Annotated in this window: 18 protein-coding genes; 8 read left to right on the plus strand and 10 right to left on the minus strand. The window is 45.0% G+C overall.

Annotated elements, in window-relative coordinates; all coding sequences use genetic code 11:
- Positions 1-584: 584 nt before the first annotated feature.
- Both I2I13_RS17040 and I2I13_RS17045 read left to right on the plus strand, forming a co-directional pair.
- A complete protein-coding gene (locus tag I2I13_RS17040) occupies positions 585-1,841 on the plus strand; it encodes a glutamate-5-semialdehyde dehydrogenase (protein ID WP_148363964.1) in 1,257 nt (418 codons plus the stop codon).
- 78 nt (positions 1,842-1,919) lie between these two features.
- A complete protein-coding gene (locus tag I2I13_RS17045; RefSeq protein WP_195650065.1) occupies positions 1,920-2,876 on the plus strand; it encodes an acetylornithine carbamoyltransferase in 957 nt (318 codons plus the stop codon).
- A 33-nt stretch (positions 2,877-2,909) separates the two neighbouring features.
- Here I2I13_RS17045 and I2I13_RS17050 read toward each other — a convergent pair whose 3' ends face one another.
- The 7 genes from I2I13_RS17050 to rpmH all read right to left on the minus strand — a co-directional run bounded on the left by I2I13_RS17050 (position 2,910) and on the right by rpmH (position 8,517).
- Positions 2,910-3,302, minus strand: coding sequence for a rhodanese-like domain-containing protein (locus I2I13_RS17050; protein WP_195650066.1), 393 nt, complete (start codon positions 3,300-3,302; stop codon positions 2,910-2,912).
- A 14-nt stretch (positions 3,303-3,316) separates the two neighbouring features.
- Positions 3,317-4,018, minus strand: coding sequence for a NigD-like C-terminal domain-containing protein (locus I2I13_RS17055; RefSeq protein ID WP_195650067.1), 702 nt, complete (start codon positions 4,016-4,018; stop codon positions 3,317-3,319).
- Complete coding sequence (locus tag I2I13_RS17060) at positions 4,015-5,163, minus strand: 1-acyl-sn-glycerol-3-phosphate acyltransferase (protein WP_195650068.1); 1,149 nt, start codon at positions 5,161-5,163, stop codon at positions 4,015-4,017. The genes I2I13_RS17055 and I2I13_RS17060 overlap by 4 nt, the downstream gene beginning before the upstream one ends.
- A 100-nt stretch (positions 5,164-5,263) precedes the next feature.
- Positions 5,264-6,238 (minus strand): D-alanine--D-alanine ligase, encoded by a 975-nt coding sequence (locus I2I13_RS17065; protein WP_195650069.1) that lies wholly within the window; start codon positions 6,236-6,238, stop codon positions 5,264-5,266.
- Complete coding sequence (locus I2I13_RS17070; RefSeq protein WP_195650070.1) at positions 6,235-7,308, minus strand: RluA family pseudouridine synthase; 1,074 nt, start codon at positions 7,306-7,308, stop codon at positions 6,235-6,237. The genes I2I13_RS17065 and I2I13_RS17070 overlap by 4 nt, the downstream gene beginning before the upstream one ends.
- Positions 7,309-7,334: 26 nt before the next feature.
- The gene (locus tag I2I13_RS17075) at positions 7,335-7,988 is read right to left on the minus strand and encodes a PASTA domain-containing protein (protein WP_008776429.1); all 654 of its coding nucleotides are present in this window, start codon (positions 7,986-7,988) and stop codon (positions 7,335-7,337) included.
- Positions 7,989-8,358: 370 nt separating this feature from the next.
- Positions 8,359-8,517, minus strand: coding sequence for a 50S ribosomal protein L34 (gene rpmH, locus I2I13_RS17080; RefSeq protein ID WP_004299762.1), 159 nt, complete (start codon positions 8,515-8,517; stop codon positions 8,359-8,361).
- Positions 8,518-8,709: 192 nt separating this feature from the next.
- Here rpmH and efp point away from each other — a divergent pair, with 192 nt between their 5' ends.
- Positions 8,710-9,276: an elongation factor P gene (gene efp, locus I2I13_RS17085; RefSeq protein WP_195650071.1), complete on the plus strand. Its 567-nt coding sequence runs from the start codon at positions 8,710-8,712 to the stop codon at positions 9,274-9,276.
- A gap of 68 nt (positions 9,277-9,344) precedes the next feature.
- On the opposite strand, the gene I2I13_RS17090 is transcribed toward efp, so the two are convergent.
- Complete coding sequence (locus I2I13_RS17090; RefSeq protein ID WP_195650072.1) at positions 9,345-10,745, minus strand: alkaline phosphatase; 1,401 nt, start codon at positions 10,743-10,745, stop codon at positions 9,345-9,347.
- 161 nt (positions 10,746-10,906) lie between these two features.
- Positions 10,907-12,502 (minus strand): DUF6377 domain-containing protein, encoded by a 1,596-nt coding sequence (locus I2I13_RS17095; protein ID WP_195650073.1) that lies wholly within the window; start codon positions 12,500-12,502, stop codon positions 10,907-10,909.
- Positions 12,503-12,747: 245 nt separating this feature from the next.
- On the opposite strand from I2I13_RS17095, the gene I2I13_RS17100 reads away from it, so the two are divergent.
- From I2I13_RS17100 to I2I13_RS17120, 5 genes are all read left to right on the plus strand, one after another.
- Entirely contained in the window at positions 12,748-14,601 is a 1,854-nt protein-coding gene (locus I2I13_RS17100; RefSeq protein ID WP_195650074.1) for a glycoside hydrolase family 13 protein, read from the plus strand.
- A gap of 197 nt (positions 14,602-14,798) precedes the next feature.
- A complete protein-coding gene (locus tag I2I13_RS17105) occupies positions 14,799-17,009 on the plus strand; it encodes a glycoside hydrolase family 97 protein (protein WP_195650075.1) in 2,211 nt (736 codons plus the stop codon).
- Positions 17,010-17,417: 408 nt separating this feature from the next.
- Positions 17,418-20,429 carry a TonB-dependent receptor gene (locus I2I13_RS17110; RefSeq protein WP_195650076.1) on the plus strand — a complete coding sequence of 1,004 codons (3,012 nt, stop codon included), beginning with the start codon at positions 17,418-17,420 and terminating at the stop codon, positions 20,427-20,429.
- Positions 20,430-20,450: 21 nt separating this feature from the next.
- On the plus strand, positions 20,451-22,103 hold the full coding sequence (gene susD, locus I2I13_RS17115) for a starch-binding outer membrane lipoprotein SusD (RefSeq protein WP_195650077.1): 1,653 nt from the start codon (positions 20,451-20,453) through the stop codon (positions 22,101-22,103).
- A 34-nt stretch (positions 22,104-22,137) separates the two neighbouring features.
- Entirely contained in the window at positions 22,138-23,298 is a 1,161-nt protein-coding gene (locus tag I2I13_RS17120) for a SusF/SusE family outer membrane protein (RefSeq protein ID WP_195650078.1), read from the plus strand.
- A gap of 145 nt (positions 23,299-23,443) precedes the next feature.
- Here I2I13_RS17120 and I2I13_RS17125 read toward each other — a convergent pair whose 3' ends face one another.
- Positions 23,444-24,208 carry a UDP-2,3-diacylglucosamine diphosphatase gene (locus I2I13_RS17125; protein WP_195650079.1) on the minus strand — a complete coding sequence of 255 codons (765 nt, stop codon included), beginning with the start codon at positions 24,206-24,208 and terminating at the stop codon, positions 23,444-23,446.
- Positions 24,209-24,259 lie beyond the last annotated feature (51 nt).

Here is a 24,259-nt window from a genome sequence, read left to right on the forward strand (position 1 = left end):
CACCTAATGCTACACTAAAACAGATACAGTACAGGAATGATAGATGTCCCTTTTTGCTGATAAAAGTATGATAGATACATTTTTTTAGAGCTATCTATCATACTTATTATTTTGATAATTAGAATATTATTAAAATGAATGATAGTATGATAGATATTTTTCCACTATGTATGACCGAATCCGTACAGTTTCACTCATTTTCGCACTGTTTCATTCATTTCCGTACCGTTATGAACTAAATCATAAATTGAGGATTAGGCACGGATTACACGGATAAACACGGTAGCTTTTCGTAATCATAGCATTAAATCCGTGAAATCCGTGTAATCCGTGCCTAAAATATATTCCTTATTAATCGAGAGTAAACAAATAATCACACGAAATAAACCAATGCTGCCAGAACGAGACTTTATTGAAAAAGATGGAGATAGACATGTACTTTCCAATCTCATTTCCAAACTCTGGTTCAAAAAGGAATATTATAAGTAAAGAGCAACATTTATTTCTATTTTCAACAAGTTTTATTCACATCATTCACTATATTTGCATAGTTTATCTTTCCATTTAATGCAAAAAAGGAGCAAATGACTACAAATTTAAACGAGACCTTTGCCGCTGTACAAGTAGCAAGTCGGGAATTAGCCCTACTGAATGATGATGTCATCAATCAGATTTTAAATGCAGTAGCTGACGCAGCAATTGCAGAAACACCTTTCATTCTTTCAGAGAACGAAAAAGACCTCGCACGGATGGACAAAAATGATCCGAAGTACGATCGGTTGAAACTGACGGAAGAACGTTTGAAAGGTATTGCCGCAGATACACGCAATGTAGCAACACTCCCCTCTCCTTTGGGTAAAGTGCTGAAAGAGAGTGTTCGTCCCAATGGAATGAAGTTGACGAAAGTCAGCGTTCCTTTCGGAGTCATAGGAATCATTTATGAAGCGCGCCCCAATGTTAGCTTTGATGTTTTCTCCCTTTGTCTGAAGAGCGGAAATGCCTGCATATTGAAAGGAGGAAGTGACGCCGATTGTTCCAACCGGGCCATCATCAGTGTGATTCACAAAGTATTGAAAAAGTTCAAAATCAATCCGCACATTGTAGAATTACTTCCGGCTGATAGAGAGGCTACGGCAGCATTACTGAATGCTGTGGGCTACGTAGACTTGATTATCCCCAGAGGCAGCAGCAGTCTTATTCATTTCGTACGCGAGAATGCAAGGATTCCTGTCATTGAAACAGGAGCAGGTATCTGTCACACTTACTTCGATGAATTTGGAGATACAAACAAGGGAGCAGACATTATTCATAATGCAAAGACACGTAGAGTTAGCGTATGTAATGCATTGGACTGCACCATTATACATGAGAAGAGACTGACCGACCTCCCTCTGCTTTGCAAGAAACTAAAAGACAGCCATGTCATTATTTATGCTGATCCGCAAGCTTACCAGGCATTGGAAGGCCACTATCCTGCCGAGCTTCTGGAACACGCAAAAACAGAAAGCTTCGGCACGGAGTTTCTGGATTATAAAATGGCTGTCAAGACTGTAAAGAGCTTCGAAGATGCCTTAGGACATATTCAGGAAAACAGTTCCAAACATAGCGAGTGTATTGTTACCGAGAACGGGGAACGTGCAGCCTTATTCACCAGAATCGTGGACGCAGCTTGCGTATACACCAATGTGTCTACCGCTTTCACTGACGGGGCACAATTCGGATTAGGAGCCGAAATCGGAATTAGCACGCAAAAACTACACGCGCGCGGTCCGATGGGACTGGAAGAAATCACTTCTTACAAATGGGTCATTGAAGGAGATGGACAAACGAGAAGAAATTAAAAATTGAGACTATACCTATATGTTAGAAATCAAACAAGGTTTTGAGCGAAGCTAATTAAGAATTAAAAAATAAATGATATGAAGAAATTTACTTGTGTACAGGACATTGGCGATTTAAAATCAGCCCTTGCAGAAGCATTCGAAATCAAAAAAGACCGCTTCAAATATGTAGAACTGGGACGAAACAAGACTTTAATGATGATCTTCTTCAACTCTAGTTTACGTACCCGCCTTAGCACACAGAAAGCTGCACTCAATCTGGGAATGAATGTCATGGTGCTGGATATCAATCAAGGTGCATGGAAATTGGAAACTGAACGTGGCGTAATTATGGATGGTGATAAACCGGAACATATATTAGAAGCCATTCCGGTTATGGGATGCTATTGTGATATCATTGGAGTACGCTCTTTTGCCCGTTTTGAAGACCGTGACTTTGACTATCAGGAAACTATTATCAATCAATTCATCCAATACTCCGGACGTCCTGTATTCTCAATGGAAGCGGCAACACGCCACCCTTTGCAGAGTTTTGCCGACCTGATTACCATTGAAGAATACAAGAAAACAGCACGTCCCAAAGTGGTTATGACTTGGGCTCCGCATCCACGTCCATTGCCACAGGCTGTTCCTAATTCCTTTGCCGAATGGATGAATGCAACAGATTACGAATTTGTCATCACTCATCCCGAAGGTTATGAGCTTGATCCGCAATTCGTGGGTAACGCAAAAGTAGAATATGACCAGATGAAGGCTTTCGAAGGAGCCGATTTCATATATGCCAAGAACTGGGCTGCCTATTCTGGCGACAACTATGGACAAATATTAAGCAAGGATCGTGATTGGACTGTAAGCGACCGCCAAATGGCAGTTACCAACAATGCTTATTTCATGCATTGTCTTCCGGTGCGTAGAAATATGATTGTGACAGACGATGTCATTGAAAGTCCGCAATCTATTGTGATTCCGGAAGCTGCCAACCGTGAAATTTCGGCAACTGTCGTTCTGAAAAGATTATTGGAAGGACTGAAATAACCCCAAAAAATAAAGTGCTGATAAATCAGCACTTTATTTTTCTATTTCTTTACCTGCTTCCTCCCAGGAATTAAATCCCTTATCAAGCTCAAAGACTTTATATCCCTTCTCGCTCAAAATTGCCGCAGCCTTCTTGCTTCGTTTTCCACTGCGACAATATACAGCCACCGGTTTGTCTTTTTGCAACAAAGAATCAGCCATTGAAGCAAAAGAGTCATCCATCACATTGATGTTCATTGTCTTCGTGATATGCCCCTCCGAATATTCCGCAAGTGTGCGAACATCCAGACGTTGTATATCCTCATTCTGAATAAGAGAATCAAACTCCTCTACATTCATTGATTGAAAATCACCTTTCTGCTGACAAGAGAAAAGGGAAGAGAGAAATAAAAATATTCCCACGATTAATTGATTCAATTTAAACATATACACTCCATTATTCAATTCTGTCCCGGAGTATAGTCAAACCCGGGATCACAGTACTTATCAGATTCTATCGGAGAGCCATCCTTATCGTACGTATAATATTTAAATTTAATCTTTATCGTCCGACCCGGATGCTCCTCATCAATATATTGCGCCAAAGGAACAGAAATGTAAGCACGCCGATTATAGTATTCTCCATCACTGTTCGCATCATGGTATAACAACATATTCACAATACCATTTGTTTTAAGTTCGGACACATCTTCCACTATACCGAAAACATGTCCCTTACCTATACTGACCTTGAGATTCAAAATCATATTCAGATAATCCCTTCCGAGCCAGATACTGACCATCTCTACCGGATCCAGCTTTATTCCGTCCTTGTAAACCGGATCATCTTCCGGTTTAGGCACTGGTGTTATAAGCGATTGCAAAGAATATATAGTAGCGGTGTTCTCACCGGAAAGTACCTCATAGTTACTCATTACACGTCTGGAAGTGTTTGGAGAGATAGTAGAACCCGTACGGTCTTCCGAAACAGTCAAGACTTCTCCCTTATCAGGAATAAGCGTTTGTATGCGACCGTCTTCTCCAGCCTCCACAGTCACAAATTCCAGTTTCACCGAAGGATAATAATAGTCATCATCTCCACAGGCAGTCATCAGGAAAAGCAATCCCCACAGCCAAACAACATGTAATTTTCTTCTTTTCATCGGCAAGCTGCTAAATAATTAACTAACGGATTGGAATACATTAATAACAACTTCTCACGCAAAAAGTCTTCATCCTTATTCGGAATCTTGATTTTTGCCAATTGTTGTTCAATATAGTTCATAAACTGCTGTTTCTCTTCTTCCGTGTAATTGGACACGAATTCCGTTGTGCCATTCAGCCAATCATACGCCACATAATTTCCCGGATATATCCGGTAATTACGATGGATGCGGCGATCAAGACAGGCAGAAATACGGGCAAACAAATCCGGTTTCGGCAACGAACGGTCCAAGTCTTGCAAGTCATCATTCAGGCAAGGAGCAACCTGAAAATGTACCCTGCCTTTATATCCGAAAAGACCAGTCTGCATATTAATCAAATCATCCTGTGTCGTCTTTTTATATCCTTCGATGTCCCTCTTCAACTGGAACTCTTGCGCTTTCAGAAAATCACACGGATCATATTCGTATGAAATAGCAAGAGGAGCAATATTCATTTCCATCAGGCGGTCTATCAAATCGCCTTCACCTCCCATTGCCAACATTTTCAATACACTGTCTTGTGTACGGTCATTCGAATCTTTTGCACGTCCTTCACGCTGCGCAATCCAAATAGACTGATTCTTCTCTGAAATGGTGTAATGCATATAACGGGACATACGCGCTGAAGATTCCAACATCTGCCGCATAGTCAACGCCCGCTGTACAATAAATGATTTATTGACACGCACCAGTTTCTTAATCCAGGGATAAATAAGCAAATTGTCGCCAATCGCAATTTCTACCGTATCCATTCCCTGGTCAATCAGCAAAATAGAGAGAAAGCCCGAATCAAGAATAATGTCTCTATGATTCGATATATACGTATAAGCTTTGCTTTTATCCGGTATGGCGGTATGATCCAGTGTCAGTCCGGCAGTATGATCTGCCGCTATCTTCCACAAAATGCCATAGCAAAATGCCTCCTGAAAATCAAGCTTAGTCTTACAGGCACGCATCTTTTGCGCCAGAAATTCAAATGGAACGTTCGGTATAGCACCGGTAGCAGCTTTCTGAAAAGCCGGATCGGCAATCAGTTCCTCAAAGATTTGAGGAAGTTCCTCATCATTGTAAGGACGAATTTCATTAAACTCTGTCAGATCCATAAGTCTCAAGTATTATGTGCTCAAGTATTAAGTAATAAGTATAAAGTATTAGACTGCGTACAAACCGCATGGTTAATACTTGATACTTGATACTTAATACTTAAAACTTGTTTTCAATAATATCAGTCATCACATCCTTTATATCCAGTCCGGCTGCACGCACTTGCTGGGGAATAAAACTGGTAGTAGTCATTCCCGGAGTAGTGTTTACTTCGAGAAGATTCAGTTTTTCACCGGCAGTTATAATGTAATCTATACGGATAATACCGGAACAACCTAATATATCATAGATAGCTGAAGTCAGCATCTGTACGCGTTTGGTCAATTCATCCGAGATACGCGCAGGAGTGATTTCATCTACCTGTCCATTATATTTAGCATCATAATCAAAGAACTCATTGTGCGTCACTACTTCCGTAGGCGGAAAGATCACCGTCTTCTCTTTTGTCTTATAACAGCCGCAAGTCAGTTCCGTTCCGTCCATAAACGCTTCAACAATCACCTCTTCCGCTTCTCCGAAAGCTTTAACAATGGCCGGTTGTATTTGTTCTTTTGTCTTCACTTTCGTAACCCCGAAACTCGAACCTCCCAAACTAGGCTTGATAAAACAAGGCAGGCCGATCTTTTCCACTACTTCGTCGTCAGAAACCGATTGTCCCCGGCGCAGCAACAGTGATTCGGCAATGCGCACCCCGAAAGCTTTCAGATATTGATTGCAGGTAAACTTGTCATAAGTAATGGCAGCCGCCAACACTCCACAACAGGAATATGGAATACGCATCATATCAAAATAGCCTTGCAGCCTGCCATCCTCACCCGGCGTACCATGGATGGTGATATAAGCAAAGTCGAACACAACCTTTTCCGTTCCGTTCATAAAACTAAAGTCATTTCTATCCACCGGCACTTTGTTTCCGTCCGGTAATTGTACTTCCCAGCGACGGCCTTCCATCTCCACGATATACAAATTATACTTTTCCTTATCAATAAAGGAATAAATACCCTGTGCGCTACGCAGGGAAACTACGATTTCAGAGGTATCTCCTCCTGCTACGATAGCGATGTTGCGTTTCATTCTAATTCTCTATTACTTATATAGCCTCTCCACTTCTCGATAAGCCGGGTCATGTCATCCGGAAGTTCGGAAGTAAAATACATCTCTTCACCTGTGACGGGATGCACAAACCCCAACGTCATAGCATGCAAAGCCTGTCGGGGACAAGTGTCAAAGCAATTATTTACAAACTGTTTGTATTTACTAAAATGGGTTCCTTTCAGTATCTCATGACCGCCATAGCGTTCGTCATTGAACAGCACATGACCGATATGTTTCATGTGGACACGAATCTGATGAGTACGTCCTGTCTCAAGTATACATTCCACAAGGGTTACGTATCCCAGTCTTTCCAGTACGCGGTAGTGTGTAACGGCATGTTTGCCCACTGTCGGATCGGACATCACCGCCATTTGCATCCGGTCTCTCGGATTACGGGCAATATTACCGACAATCGTTCCTTCATCCTGTTCCACAACACCCCACACCAAAGCACGATATTTGCGTTTGGTAGTCTTATTAAAGAATTGAATTCCCAAATTTGTTTTGGCATCCGGTGTCTTGGCAATCACCAGTAAGCCTGAAGTATCTTTATCGATGCGATGAACAAGTCCCACGTGCGGGTCATTGGCATCATAATCCGGTATATCCTTCATGTGCCAAGCCAGCGCATTGACCAGCGTGCCGTGATAGTTTCCGTGTCCCGGATGCACGACCAATCCCGCCGGTTTATTCACAACCATCAGATAAGGATCTTCATAAACGATAGTAAGGGGAATATTTTCAGGAATAATTTCATTTTCATAACGGGGACGGTCCATCATCACTGTAATGACATCCAGCGGTTTCACTTTGTAGCTACTCTTCACCGGTTTGCCATTGGCCATAACGAATCCGTCTTCGGCAGCTTTCTGAATACGGTTGCGCGAAGCATTGACAATACGTTCGAACAGATATTTGTCGACTCTGACCATCGCCTGTCCCTTGTCTACAACCACGCGGAAGTGTTCGTAAAGCTGGGAATCGTCACCGACAGGTTCTATATCATCCAAATCATTCTCCAGTTCATCCGGAAGTTCTTCCTCTATCATGCGAGTCCGTTTCTGTTATTTATCTATTAAAACCAACTATCATCTTGAGCAGGTGATGATTCCGACGTAACCGGTTTCTCCGTATCCACGGAAACATCAACCGAGTCCTCTTCTTCCGACATATCACCGGAGCCGTCTCCCACCATCAATGTCAAAGAAGCTCCCAAAGGAATCTTTTCTCCGGCAGCCAACTGACGTCCCTGATACTTCACGCCGTACACCCAGTCTTTCTCACCATTTACCAATTGAATCTGATTCAGTTTAAAACCGGCATTCAGTAACTTGGCCTGTGCCTGGCGGAGCGAGCTGTTGTCCGCCACATCGGGAATGGCACGTAAAGGGACATCCAGCGTATTGACTGTCAGGTATACTGTACGTCCTTCCTTCACTTTTTCACCGGCTCCCGGTTTCAGTTCAAGAATGATACCCGCTGCTTTATCTTTGACATATTTGGTATCAGAAATCACATATACCAAACCGTGATTCCGAAACATCTTCGTAGCTTCTTCCACTGTCATTCCCTTCACATCGGGAACTACCACGCTTTCACCATGATGTGTATGTATATCAAGCCATTTCAACACACCAAATATCATCACTACCATCACCACAATCATGGCGATAATATTCACCCAGAAATATTTATTGGTTTTAAAAGAAAAGAATTCTTTAATAGTCATACGCATTGCTGTTAATATGCGCCAAAGATACGACAAAATAGTTGAACTTTTAAAAAGTAGGCGATGAAAAATGTCCCTACCTATTATGCAAAGACGCTTATCATCGCCAGAATTGCTGCAACTATAATCCCCACTCCTATAGATTTCAACAACCTTATTATAATGATACGGGTTTTCAAGTCCCGGATATACTCTACCATCGCGTATATTCGTTTATGAGTTTTATTTAATCTCACAAAGAAAAGCAAAAAGTCATAAATAAGAGCAAACAATACCGCTTTTTAACATACTATCCCCTTGAAAAACAGAGAAACAAAAAAGGCGAAGATTAAATTCTCCGCCTTTTTTGTTTCCTGATGACAAGTGATTATCACTTTTGTCCGTTGTACTCATCAGAAACAGTCAGTTTCTTTCTGCCTTTCGCACGACGAGCAGCTAATACTCTACGACCATTAGCCGATGCCATTCTCTCACGGAAACCGTGTTTGTTCTTTCTCTTTCTGTTAGAGGGTTGAAATGTTCTTTTCATTACTGTATCTTGTTTTTATGTTATTATTCTACGTAATCGGGCTGCAAAAATAGGCACTTTTTTTAAATTAACCAAGAGATAACTCATTTTTGCTCAAAAGTTTTTGTGTTTTTTACCGATTTAGATTACTTTTGCAGTCGAATTCCTGCGAAAACAATTAAATAACAATAATATAATAAGAAAAATAGCAGTATGATTAATGCTCAAGACATCAAAAACGGAACTTGTATCCGTATGGACGGAAAGCTCTATTTCTGTGTAGAATTCCTGCATGTAAAACCAGGTAAAGGTAACACTTTTATGCGTACTAAACTGAAAGATGTAGTTAGCGGATACGTTCTCGAACGCCGTTTCAACATCGGTGAAAAGTTGGAAGATGTACGTGTAGAACGTCGTCCATACCAATTTTTGTATAAAGAAGGAGAAGATTATATCTTCATGAACCAGGAAACATTCGACCAACACCCTATCGCTCACGATTTGATTAACGGTGTTGACTTCCTGCTCGAAGGTGCAGTATTGGAAGTTGTTTCTGACGCTTCTACAGAAACTGTTCTTTATGCAGACATGCCAATCAAGGTTCAAATGAAAGTGACTTATACAGAACCGGGCGTGAAAGGTGATACAGCTACCAACACACTGAAACCTGCCACTGTAGAATCAGGAGCAACCGTACGTGTTCCATTGTTCATCAACGAAGGTGAAACAATTGAAATCGACACTCGCGATGGTTCTTATGTAGGACGTGTAAAAGCATAATTGACAAGAACATATATAAAAAACCGGAAGTTTTTGGACTCCCGGTTTTTTTATGTCTTTACCGATATTTATTTGTATCCGGCTGCTTTCGCAATTCTTTTAGGGATCTCCGTGTTATCAATCTTTTCTCCAAACAGTTGAGAACCTGCGCCGATAGCGAATATAGGTACATAACCGGCAGAGTGACCGCCACTTACCCAACCTACCATAGCAATCTCATCCATCACTTCCTTAGCACGTGCAGCCATCGGTTCACTCTTAGAATACATACTTTCAGCAAATACGACTTTATTCTTCACGAATGATTTTTCAAACTCATCACGTAATTTCTTTTCCTGTTCCCAAGAAATAGGGAATTGTTTCCAGAAACCCATTTCTTCGCCTAGGAATGTTTTCATATCTTCCCAAGTCACTTTATTGCCTTTTGATTTTCTCAATTCGCTAATACGTTGTGAAAGTCCGTCAGCAGAATGTTTCTGATGCTGCAATGCTTTCAGGTTCAATTCATATTTTCCTGTACCCAGCACGATACCACCAGTTTCATGGTCGGCAGTAACGACAATAAGGGTTTCTTTCGGATGCTTTTTATAAAACTCATAAGCTACCTTGATAGCATTATCCATATCCTTTACTTCGTTGAACACTGTAGCAGCATCATTCGCATGACACGCCCAGTCTATTTTGCCACCTTCTACCATCAAGAAAAAACCTTTCTTATTATCTTTAGTGAGAAAATCAATTGCACTTTCTGTAATCTGCGCTAAAGTCAAATCGCCTTCTTTACGATCGATAGCATAAGGTAAACAAGATGGATTAGCACCTTCTTCCTGAATCAGGATCATCTTTTCTGCTTTTGCAGCTTTTGCCTTATAGTCATTGTAGCCACGTGCTACTGTATATCCGGCTTCTTCAAAAATAGGGAAAATACTTGGAGCTTCTTTCTTGTCAAAAGATGTATTCGGTTTAAGAAAACCACCGCCTGCATAGAAATCGAAGTTTGCTTTCGGCAAATCCAAAGCTATTTCATAATATCTATTACGATCGGGTTGATGTGCATAGAATGCGGCAGGAGTAGCATGATCTACACTAACAGAAGTAGTTACACCAACTTTCTTACCAGCTTTCTTTGCCTTTTCAGCTACAGTCTGAATAGCATTCTTATCCTCTCCCACAGAAATTGCATGATTATAAGTCTTCTTGCCTGTTGCTAATGCAGTACCTGCAGCAGCAGAGTCGGTTACTGAATTTTTAGCAGAGAAAGTAGTTGCCATAGTAGCAACTGGGAATTGAGTAAATAACAAAGGCTCGACGCCAATGCGACCATTTTGAATTTCCGCCTGATACATCTCCGTACCATTTACCTGATTGACTCCCATTCCATCCCCGATGAAATAGAATACGTACTTCGCCTGCCCGTTGGCAACAACGGAGATAAGGACAAAGAACAACGTGTAGATTAACTTTTTCATTCTCTAGTATATTTATTTTTAGATTAGTGGTCTACAAAGGTAGAAAAAAAGAAAGATATACGGTGGATTATTGGACACTAAAAGTGGATATTTGCTTTATACACAGACATTACTGCCTCGCATATTACGAAGCAATAACACATTGCTATCTTTGAATGACATTATAGGTTCATTACATTCTGCTCGAACTGCTCCTTGTCTCCGGCAGCTTTATTACGCATCCGGCTACGATAATTATAGATAGTGGCCAAAGAATATCCGAGAAAATGAGCGATCTTATTACTGTCTACTACTCCCAGACGGATCAGGGCAAAGATCCGAAGTTCTGTTGTCAGAAGTTCGTCGGATTTCGGATATATGCGTCCCTCTTCTACCAGCAGTTCATTAAAAGCGGTAATAAAATTCGGGAATAGTTTCAGGAAAGATTTATCAAATTCATTATAGAACTCATTCCGCTCGTCACGGATGAACTGTTCGGATTTGATGGCTTTGAACAGGTCCTCGATACGTGACGCCATAGCTAACTTCGCCAGTGAACGACGATACGTTTCCAGCTTATCCAGATAGTTGACACATCTGTCCAGATAGCGGGCGATATATACCTCTTTAATTTTCCCCGTCTGTTCCAGTTCCTTATTTACTGCCTGCATCTGTTTGTTCGCCAAACTTAAATCATGCCGCATGGCAGACAGTTTCTTCATCCAGCGATACAAATAGAAAACGGCAATCAGGAGAAAGAAAGAGAGCATACTGACACTGATAAGCATTGTCCGGAAGACGGCACGCTCTTTTTCTTCTTTCAATTTGTACACCTTATCTATAATAGGGAAAAACTCGGTGACCTCAATAAAGCGCAGCCGAGCATTGCAAGCCACGGCATCTTCCATCGAGCAGTTCAGGTAGTTGTAAGCGCGGTCTATGTCGCCCTGCTCGTATATCCGGTACGCCAACTTTTGCAACGAAGCGTATTCTCTGACCGAAGATTCCAAATCGGCAATTGCCGTTAGTATCAGGTAATAAATCTCTTTCTGCGTGTCGCCCTTTGCCGCATAGGCTTCGGAGAGCGTGTAATGAATATAGACCTTCTGCCGTTCGTCCGTAGCATCTTCCAATGCAGCATCGAGAATCACCAACGCCGTATCCGCTTTGCCTGCCACGATACATTTCTCCGCCATCACAATGGTACGGTTCTTTTCGGGGAGCATGACACTGATAATGGAGTCGCGGTAGGCATCGGTCTTCTCCCGGTACTTTTCTTTCTCTTCCCTGTTGGTGGTATAGTCTGCCAGCCAGCCATAGCAGGCACGGTAGGTTTGATAATAATACATCAATGTGTTTCGGTCCAGTTTCCCCGACCGAATGGCGTCCAGTTCTTTCATGGCTTCGATATACATCCCCATCACCCCGAACACGGTGGCACGGTTGATGATAATCTCGTTGGCCGCCTCCGGACTATCGAGCAGGGGAAGAACGGTCTGTCTCTTATTTATATAATGTAGAGCCGAGTCGGCCTGATAATGAAGGTAAGCATCATACAAGGAACCATACAGCCGGTATTTATCGGCAGGCGCAACCGTCCGGGCAAGTTGCGCTTTCAGCGCGTCAATCTCCTTCTCTTTCCGCTTCTGGTAGGTTTCTTTCTTTTTGATAACTTCGTCCAGCCGTTTAAGCGCTGCCGCATTCTCATCTGCCGGAGCGGCAAACAATAAAAAAGGATAAACCAAGAGAAAAGCTAACATACGGGCTATATTCTTCATAAGTCGGGTATTTAAGATGTCACAAATATAGGGAATATCGGAATGAATACGAAATATACGGCTGAGAGTTTTTTAATTTCCGTTTGTATTTCTCTTCCATACGCTAACGGCTAACCCGTTCATTCTGAATCATATAATTTTAAAAGGCGTTTATATTTCCATTCTACTTTCCTTCATGCGACCCGCTATCTTTCTACATTTGCAACATCGGTCTGACCGAGTGAACATAAAAAATACACATTACCATGAAAAAGATTTTTTTAGTAACCGTTTTATCCGTTTTGCTCTGTGGACACAGTTCGCTGCATGCCGCAAGCGTGATAAAGAAAGTAGCCCCTTCCTTTTGGTGGGCAGGTATGAACAACCCCGAACTGCAAGTGTTGCTGTATGGAGAACAGATAAGCTCTGCCGATGTCAGCATCTCTTCGGACGACATCGTCTTGCAGGAAGTAGTGAAGCAAGACAATCCCAACTACCTCCTTCTCTATCTGAACACTGCGGAAGCAGCCCCGCAAACATTCAATATCTGCCTGAAACAGGGCAAGAAACAGACGGTCATCCCCTACGAACTCAAGCAACGGAGAGCGGATGCCGCACAAATAGAAGGATTCAACTCGAGCGACGTGCTCTACCTCATCATGCCCGACCGCTTCGCCAACGGTGATGCTTCCAACGACGTCATCCCCGGAATGCTGGAAGACAGAGTGGACCGCAACGACTCCTTCGCCCGTCATGGCGGCGACTTCAAAGGAATAGAGCAACACTTGGACTACATCGCCGACTTAGGCGTCACCAGCGTTTGGCTCAACCCCATTCAGGAGAACGACATGCAAGGAGGCTCCTATCACGGGTATGCCATCACCGATTATTATCAGGCAGACCGCCGTTTCGGAAGCAATGAAGAGTTCCGCACGTTGGTAGAACAGGCACACTCCAAAGGGCTGAAGATAGTGATGGATATGATTTTCAACCATTGCGGCTCCGAGAACTATCTGTTCAAGGATATGCCCTCCAAAGACTGGTTCAACTTCAAGGGCAACTACGTGCAGACAACCTTCAAGACCGCTACCCAGTCGGACCCGTACGCTTCCGATTATGAAAAGAAAATAGCAGTGGACGGCTGGTTCACACAAAGTATGCCGGACTTCAACCAACGCAACCGCCACGTGGCTACCTATCTGATTCAAAGCAGTATCTGGTGGATTGAATATGCCGGTATCAACGGCATACGCCAAGACACACACCCGTATGCGGACTTCGACATGATGGCACGCTGGTGCAAGGCAGTGAACGATGAGTATCCCCGCTTCAATATCGTAGGCGAAACGTGGTTGGGCAACAACGTGCTTATCTCTTATTGGCAGAAAAACAGCCCGCTTGCCCACCCGCGCAACAGCTACCTGCCCACCGTCATGGACTTCCCGCTGATGGACCACATGAACAAAGCCTTCGACGAAGAGACCACCGACGGATATGGCGGACTGAGCCGACTCCACGAATACCTGTCGCAAGACATCGTCTTTGCCGACCCGATGCACCTGCTCACCTTCCTCGACAATCACGACACTTCCCGCTTCTACCGTTCGGAAGCAGACACCAAGAACCTCGACCGGTACAAACAGGCATTGGCTTTCCTACTCACCACACGCGGCATTCCGCAAATATACTACGGAACGGAAATCCTGATGGCTGCCGACAAGGCGAACGGTGACGGACTGCTTCGCTGCGACTTCCCCGGCGGCTGGCAAAATGACACTCATAATTACTTTGATGCGGCAAACCGCACCGCACTGCAAAACGAAGCATTCTCTTACTTGAAGAAGTTGCTGCAATGGCGGAAAGGAAACGAAGTGATAGCCAAAGGCAAACTGAAACACTTCTCGCCCCGTCAAGGAGTCTATGCGTACGAAAGGAAACACGGTGACCAGTCGGTCGTTGTCTTCCTCAACGGTACAGACCGCGAACAGACCATCGACCTCAGTGCTTATCAGGAAATACTGCCCCGCACCTCCGCACGCAACGTATTGGAAGGGAAAGAGGTGGAAATTGGAAAGGAATTAACACTTCCTCACCGTGGTGTCTGTGTGTTATCCTTTTAAAGAAGTTCACTTCGACTTATATTTCTTCGTATCAGCAGAATGCTTATTCATCTATCAATCAGAACAGTAGAATTTATATAGACTTGTATTTTTATTCTAACAGGCAGACGCAGCACACAAGGTCGCTACATTTGCAACATCCGAAACAAAAAGGGATAAACACACAAGTTAGCATTTAATTTAATACCATACATCCAATGAAAAAGAAACTTTTACTAATTGTATGTCTCTGCATTTCGTACATCACGAATGCGCAACAGCGACTCACATCGCCGGACGGTAATTTGGTAATGACCTTCCAAGTTGACAAGGAAGGTGCTCCCACCTACGACCTCACCTACAAAGGCAAAACGGTAATCAAACCCAGCACCCTCGGACTGGAACTCAAGAAAGAAGATAACACCCGCACGGACTTCGACTGGGTAGACCGCCGGGACCTGACCAAACTCGATTCAAAAACGAATCTTTATAACGGCTTCGAAGTGAAAGACGTCAAGACTTCCACATTCAACGAAACTTGGCAACCGGTATGGGGAGAAGAGAAGGAAATCCGCAATCATTATAACGAATTGGCAGCCACGCTGTACCAGCCCATGAACGAACGTTCTATCCTGATTCGTTTCCGCTTGTTTAACGACGGCTTGGGATTCCGCTACGAATTTCCGCAGCAGAAAAACCTGAACTACTTCATCGTCAAGGAAGAACATTCGCAATTTGCAATGGCAGGCGACCACATCGCCTACTGGATACCGGGCGACTATGACACGCAGGAATATGACTACACCATCTCCCGCCTGTCGGAAATCAGAGGACTGATGAAACAGGCTGTCACCCCGAACTCTTCGCAGACTCCTTTCTCACAGACCGGCGTACAGACCGCACTGATGATGAAAACGGATGACGGCTTATATATCAACCTGCACGAAGCTGCCTTGATTGATTACTCCTGCATGCACCTAAACTTAGACGACCAAAATATGACCTTCGAATCGTGGCTGACTCCGGACGCCAAAGGAGACAAGGGACACCTGCAAACTCCCTGCAACACTCCGTGGCGTACCGTTATCGTCAGCGATGATGCCCGCAACATCCTTGCATCCCGTATCACCCTGAACCTGAACGAACCTTGCAAAATCGCCGATGCCGCTTCATGGGTGAAACCGGTGAAATACATCGGCGTATGGTGGGACATGATTACCGGAAAAGGCTCCTGGGCATATACCGACGAACTGACCAGCGTCAAATTGGGTGAAACCGATTATTCCAAGACCAAGCCGAACGGCAAACATTCCGCCAACACCGCCAACGTGAAACGTTACATCGACTTCGCCGCCGCCAACGGATTCGATGCCGTGCTGGTGGAAGGCTGGAACGAGGGCTGGGAAGACTGGTTCGGCAACAGCAAGGACTATGTGTTCGACTTCGTCACTCCGTATCCCGACTTTGATGTAAAAGAAATACATCGTTACGCTGCAAGCAAGGGCATCAAGATGATGATGCACCACGAAACCTCTTCATCGGTACGCAACTACGAACGCCATATAGACAAAGCCTACCAATTCATGGTAGACAACGGCTATAACTCCGTGAAGAGCGGCTATGTAGGCAACATCATCCCCCGCGGCGAACACCACTACGGACAATGGATGAACAACCACTACCTGTATGCGGTAAAGAAAGCCGCCGACTACAAAATCATGGTGAACGCGCACGAAGCAACCCGCCCGACAGGTATCTGCCGCACCTATCCTAACCTCATCGGCAACGAATCCGCACGCGGAACCGAATACGAAGCCTTCGGCGGCAACAAGGTATATCACACCACCATCCTGCCGTTCACCCGTCTGGTGGGCGGACCGATGGACTACACGCCGGGCATCTTCGAAACGCACTGCAACAAGATGAATCCGGCAAACAACTCGCAGGTACGTTCCACCATCGCCCGCCAATTGGCATTGTACGTGACTATGTACAGTCCTCTGCAAATGGCAGCCGATATCCCTGAAAACTACGAACGTTTCATGGACGCCTTCCAATTTATCAAAGACGTAGCCATCGACTGGGACGAAACGAACTACCTGGAAGCCGAACCGGGCGAATACATCACCATTGCCCGCAAAGCAAAAGGAACCGATGACTGGTACGTAGGTTGCACCGCCGGCGAAAACGGCCATACCTCCCGATTGGTATTCGACTTCCTCACACCGGGCAAGCAATACATTGCCACTGTGTATGCGGATGCCAAAGACGCCGACTGGAAAGAAAACCCGCAAGCGTATACCATCACCAAAGGTATCCTGACAAGCAAAAGCAAACTGAACCTGCGTGCGGCAAACGGAGGCGGTTATGCCATCAGCATCAAGGAGGTAAAGGATAAGGCAGAAGTAAAAGGGATGAAAAAGTTATAAGCTAACGTCATTGGGATTGGCCCCAAAGTCAGTAGTATCTCCACTCTCCTCCTTCTGGAAGGAGGAGTACCCGTAGGGGGAGGTGGTAGGTTAACGCATAAACTTAATATATAACTGGTTAACAGATTGATAGGAGCACCTACCACCCCGGCTTTCAGCCACCCCTCCTTCCGGAAGGAAGGGAATTGAGTTACTTTGTACACTCCCAGTCTTAATTACTATTGGCTTTTGAAATCACCCTCGGTTTTAGACAGTACCGACTTTTAGTCAATCCAACACATTACGAAGGAAGTTATATCAAACAGACGTTAAGTGATAAATAAAAAAAGGATAAGAAAAACAGTTTTCAATAGGTGTTTTTTAAGAGATAATTTACTTTTTGAATTAAACCAACTTTAAATTAAAAACATGAAAAAGAGCTTAAGACTAAAAGCCCTGCTCATCACCTTGGTAGGACTCTTCCTATCCATAGGAGCATTTGCACAGCAAATCACTGTGAAGGGGCATGTGAAAGACGCAACGGGTGAACCTGTCATCGGCGCCAACGTACTGGTGAAAGGTACAACCAACGGAATGATAACCGATTTTGACGGTAACTTTACGCTGAATGCTCCCAAAGAATCCATTATCTCCATCTCATTCGTGGGATACCAGACTGTGGAAGTGAAAGCAGCTCCTTCCGTCATCGTGACATTACAGGACGACAGTCAACTACTGAATGACGTAGTTGTCATCGGTTACGGACAAGTGAAGAAGAACGACATGACCGGCTCGGTAATGGCTATCAAGCCCGATGAGCTGAGTAAAGGTATCACCACCAATGCTCAGGATATGTTATCGGGTAAAATTGCCGGCGTCAGCGTAATCTCCAACGACGGTACACCGGGTGGCGGCGCGCAAATCCGTATCCGCGGCGGTTCTTCATTGAATGCAAGCAACGACCCGTTGATTGTTATTGATGGTCTTGCCATCGACAACGAAGGTATCAAAGGGATGGCAAACGGACTATCAATGGTCAATCCGGCAGATATCGAAACCCTCACCGTGCTGAAAGATGCCTCTGCAACCGCCATCTACGGTTCACGCGCATCCAACGGCGTTATCCTCATCACCACCAAGAAAGGAAAGAACGGACAAGCTCCCAGCGTAAGCTATAACGGTTCCGTATCCTTCTCCAAGACCCAAAAACGTTATGATGTACTGAACGGAGACGAATATCGCGCTTATGCCAATCAACTGTGGGGCGAAAAATTACCGGCAAATTTAGGAACCGACAGCACAGACTGGCAGGACGAAATATTCCGCACGGCTGTCAGCACCGACCATCATGTCTCTATCAACGGAGGATTCAAGAACCTGCCTTATCGCATATCTTTAGGATATACAGGAACTAACGGTATCGTGAAAACATCCAACTTCCGGCGTTTTACCGCTTCCATAAACTTGGCTCCTTCTTTTTTTAATGAGCATCTGAAGTTCAACATCAACGCCAAATACATGAACGGTAAAAACCGCTATGCAGACGCCGACGCCGCTATTGGCGGGGCATTGGCCATCGACCCTACCCGTCCGGTTTATTCTAACGAAGACCCTTACCAGTTCACAGGCGGATACTGGCAGAACACCAATTCAACAAGCAACTTCAGCGACCCTGACTGGAAATATACGGTCAACCCGAACTCCGCCCAAAATCCGGTAGCTGCCCTGCACCTGAAGAACGACCAAAGCAACAGCAACGATTTTGTAGGAAATGTGGATGTAGACTACAAGTTCCATTTCCTGCCCGACCTTCATGTACATGCAAGCATAGGCGGTGAATATGCGGAAGGCACTCAAACCACCCGTGTATCCCCTTATTCATTCTCCAACAATTATTATGGATGGAACGGGGCTGCCACTCAATATAAATACAACCTCTCTTACAACATATACGCACAGTATTTCAAATCAGTAGGTGCAAACGATTTCGACCTGATGGTCGGTGGCGAAGAGCAGCATTTCCACCGCAACGGATTTGACGAAGGACAAGGTTGGGACCCGTACACTCAGGAAGCACACGATGCAAGCCTGCGCAGCCAGACCGCTTACGCCACCCGAAATACATTGGTTTCTTATTTCGGCCGTCTGAACTATTCGTTGTTGAACCGTTACTTATTCACATTCACCATGCGTTGGGACGGTTCGTCACGTTTTTCCGAAGACAACCGTTGGGGTACATTCCCCTCATTGGCATTGGGATGGAAGATAAAGGAAGAGAAATTCCTGAGAGACGTAAATGCCCTTTCCGACTTGAAGTTGCGTTTAGGCTGGGGTATCACCGGACAACAGAACATTTGGGATGACTTCGCCTACCTGCCCTTGTATATCACCAACAACGAATATGCCCAATATCCGTTTGGCGACACCTACTATTCAACTTCACGCCCGAAAGCCTTCAACGAAGAACTGAAATGGGAAAAGACCACGACATGGAATGCCGGACTGGATGTAGGATTCCTGAACGGTAGAATCACCGGTGCTATCGATGGTTACTTCCGCCAAACGGACGACCTGCTGAATAGTGTTAAGATTCCCGTCGGAACCAACTTCAACGCCCAAATGACACAGAACATCGGTTCGTTGAAAAACTACGGTGTGGAATTCTCCGTCAACGCCAAACCGATCGTTACCAAGGACTTCACTTGGGACCTGAGTTACAACGTGACATGGAACCACAATGAAATCACCAAACTGACAGGTGGTGACGATAGCGACTATTACGTAGAAACAGGAGATAAAATTTCCAGAGGTAACAACAACAAAGTGCAAGTACATAAAGTAGGATATGCCGCCAGTTCTTTCTATGTTTACCAGCAGGTATACGACGAAAACGGCAAGCCTATCGAGAATATGTTTGTCGACCGCAACGGTGACGGTATCATCAACAGCTCGGATAAGTATATCTGTAAGAAACCGGCTGCCGACGTATTGATGGGATTGACCTCCAAAATGATGTACAAGAACTTCGATTTCAGTTTTGCTTTGCGTGCCAGCCTCAACAACTATGTGTATTATGACTTCCTGAGCAACAAAGCCAATATCAGCGCTTCGGGCTTGTATTCAAACAACGCTTACAGCAATACTACCGCCCAAGCCATTGCACTCGGGTTCACCGGACAAGGGGAATATTACATGAGCGACTACTTTATACGCAACGCTTCATTCATCCGTTGTGACAACATCACATTGGGTTATTCTTTCCAGAATATATGCAAGAGCCAAGCCTATAAAGGAATCAACGGACGTATATACGCCACAGTACAGAATCCGTTTATCATCAGCAAATACAAAGGTCTTGACCCCGAAGTGAGAAGCGGCATCGATGCCAATCCATACCCGAGAGCCATGACTTTCTTATTAGGGTTAAGCCTTCAATTCTAAATTACATTAAATCAAACTATTATGAAAATAAAAACTATAAAGCAACTGTTTTCTGCTGCATTGATTGCCTCTCTCTCCTTGGGAGTAACCTCATGCATCAACGACCTGAATATTAGTCCTATCGATCCTCAGGCAGACGGTAGTTTCGACCAACAAGGAGTATTCGTAAAAGGATATGCCATGTTAGGACTGACCGGACAAAAGGGTATCGCCGGTTCCGCCGACCTTGACGGACAGGACGAGGGCGAATCCGGCTTTTACCGTACCACCTTCAACTGCAACGAACTGCCCTCGGACGAATGTCTTTGGGCATGGCAGGACAACCAAGACATTCCTCAGTTTACAAACATCAACTGGAACTCTTCCAGCCAACGTACCGAGTGGGTGTATGTCCGTTTAGGATACAACATCACACAATATAACTTCTTCCTGGACCAAACAGAAGGGAAAACGGACGAAGAGACTTTACGCCAACGCGCTGAAATACGTTTCCTGCGTGCCTTGCACTACTGGTACTTCCTCGATTTGTTTGGAAAAGCACCATTCAAAGAGCACTTCAACAACGAATTGCCCGTCGAGAAGAAAGGCACCGAACTCTACGCCTACATTCAAAACGAACTGAATGAGATTGAAAACAATATGTATGAACCCCGCCAGGCACCTTTCGGCCGTGCAGACAAGGCAGCCAACTGGTTACTCCGCGCACGTCTGTATCTGAACGCAGGTGTATATACCGGACAAAACGATTATGCAAAGGCAGAAGAATATGCCGGCAAAGTAATCAACTCGGGATATAAACTGTGCGACAATTATGCCGAACTATTCATGGCAGACAATGACGAAAACCCCAATGCCATGCAGGAAATCATCCTGCCCATCCGTCAGGACGGCGTGAAAACACGCAACTACGGCGGCTCCGTTTATTTGGTCTGCGCCACCCGCATTGCCGGTATGCCCCGCATGGGAACCACCAACGGATGGTCTTGCATCTTCGCCCGCGCAGCGATGGTGCAGAAATTCTTCCCCGACCTTACCAAAGTGCCCGTACTGCCCGACGATGTGGAAATTCCCAACGAAGGATTGGATACGGATGCACAGATTGACGCTTTCGATGCCCAATACGGTCTCCGAACGGAAGACATCATCAAAGCTGCCGGCGATGACCGCGCCATGCTGTACTCCGGTGTAGGAGGTGGCAAACGTAAACTTCAGACAGACGCCATCACGGGATTCACCAATGGCTTGTCCATCGTCAAATGGCAGAATTACCGTTCGGACGGCAAACCTGTGAGCCATACTGAATTTCCGGATACCGACATCCCTCTGTTCCGTCTGGCAGAAGCCTATCTGACACGTGCCGAAGCCCTCTTCCGCCAAGATAAGGACGCGACAGCGGATATCAATGAACTTCGTTCGCGCGCCAACTGCACAAGAAAGGTAGAGACTGTGACCGAACAGGAACTTATTGATGAATGGTCACGTGAGTTTTACATGGAAGGCCGCCGTCGCTCCGACCTGATTCGTTTCGGCATGTTCACCACGGACAAGTACGTTTGGGACTGGAAAGGGGGAACAATGAACGGGACACCTGTAGCTTCACACTACAACGTTTTCCCGATTCCGGTATCGGACTTGAACAACAACCCGAATATGTCACAAAACCCCAATTATTAATCAGTAGTCCATCATTATATAAAAGAATATCATTATGAAGAAAATATTCAATATATTATTGGCTGCCACGTTTGCATTGCCTTTGTTCACGGCATGCGAAACAGACAATGACAGCAATCCGGTCTTGAACGAACCCGATACATTTACGCTCGACACCCCCGCTAACGCAGCCGACAACGTATACGACCTGAAAAATGCCGAAAGCGTACAGCTCACCTGTTCGCAACCGGACTACGGATTCACGGCAGCCACCACTTACAAGGTGCACGTTTCCTTTGAACAGGATTTCACGGAGGAGACGGATGAAACGCAAGCCAACTATACGGAATTGGGAAGTACCTACCCCACCACAACGATAGACATAAGCGCCTCCGAACTGAACAGTGAGCTTTTCGATTTGTGGACTGCCGCCAACGGAGGGCAAGCGGAACTCCCCACCGAACCGGTGGCTGTGTACATCCGCCTGAAAGCCAATATCACAGGCAGTAGCAGAGGAGCATGTTTATCCAATGTGATTGAACTTCCGAAAGTCCTGATTTCCAAGGTTGCCAGTTCATTGACACCTCCCAAGACCATGTTCCTTGTAGGCTCCATGCTGGACGCCTGGAAAGTATGGAAACCGTTGGCACCGGTTTACGGCATGGACGGTCAGTTCTATTCAATGGTCTACTTCGATGCCAACTCCGAATTCAAGTTCGGTACAAAGAAAGACGAGTATATCGGCATTAACGACCCCCGCGTGACGATTGCCAACGAAGCCGGAGTCCAAATCAGCGGCAGCGACAACTTTGTCGTAGAAAACGCCGGATGGTATATCTTCCACGTCAAAGCAACTGTCAAAGGCAACGATTATCAGTTCACCATCACTTTCTATCCGGCAGAAGTATATCTGTTCGGTAACGTGACCGGCGGCTCGTGGTCGTTCAACGATGCATGGAAGTTTACGGTCCCGGATACCAAAGACGGCAACTTCGTATCTCCTGCCATGACCGCAAGCGGAGAAGTGCGCATGTGCTTCAAAACAGACCTCGACTGGTGGAGAACAGAATTTACACTCCACAACGGTGAAATCTTCTATCGTGATTTCAATCTTATCGACAGTTGGGCAGAGAGGGGAGACGGCTATTCCATACAAGGTTCGGCCGGCGATGTGATACATCTGAACTTCACGGCAGGTACGGGAGAAAAGAAGTAATCTTGATTGCTCCCCCGTAACCTTCTTTCAGAAGAACGGTTTATCATAAACAACCCGATACATCAAGACCACGTTTTCAAACGTTCATCACTTATGAACAGGATGAATCTGAAAACGTGGTCTTGCTTTTTTTTGATAAGGAGAATCAGATTTGTGTCTCCCCCTCGATATAGTTTTCCAGAAAAAGATTCTCGCCGTCGAATACGGCATAAGAGAAGAAATTAATCCAGTCTCCCAAAATCAGTACGCGGGAAGTAGCGCTCAACATCAAGTCCAATTCAATGTGCCGATGCCCGTAGATGAAGAAGTTGATATTGGGATGGCTTTTCAAATAATCTTTCGTATACAACACTAGATGTTCCCGGTCCTCTCCCATATAGTCCGGCTCCTTTCCGTCCACACGTTTCAGTCGGCTGCGCTTCGCCCACGACAAGCCGAGTTCTACGCTCCAACGGGGATGAATGGCAGAGAACAACGTCTGTAGGGTGGAACTGTGAAACATGGTGCGTAGCAACTTGAATTTCTTGTCCGGGTCGCCCAACCCGTCGCCGTGGGCAAGATAAAACTCTTTCCCGTAGATTTCGGTAGTCAACGGCTTGCGGTGTATGATGACGCCACACTCTTTGGCGAGATAGTCACCGCACCATATATCATGATTACCGGTAAAGAAATGCACCTCTACGCCCAAGTCCGTCAGTTCGGAAAGCTTGCCCAGAAAACGGGTATATCCTTTGGGCACGACCAACCGGAACTCATACCAGAAGTCGAACATATCTCCCAACAGATACACGGCTGAAGCCTTATGCTTTATACTATCGAGAAAATTCACCAAACGTCGTTCTTGCGTACGGCCATGCTCAATGGCACGTGAACCAAGATGCGCATCGGAAAGGAAATAAACGTTCTTCATGAGTTTTGAGTTGTTAGTTATAAAAGATTGATTATGAGGTTATCACTCGTA

The sequence above is a fragment of the Bacteroides sp. D55t1_190419_B8 genome (assembly GCF_015558905.1).
GTDB classification, from domain to species: Bacteria; Bacteroidota; Bacteroidia; order Bacteroidales; family Bacteroidaceae; genus Bacteroides; species Bacteroides vicugnae.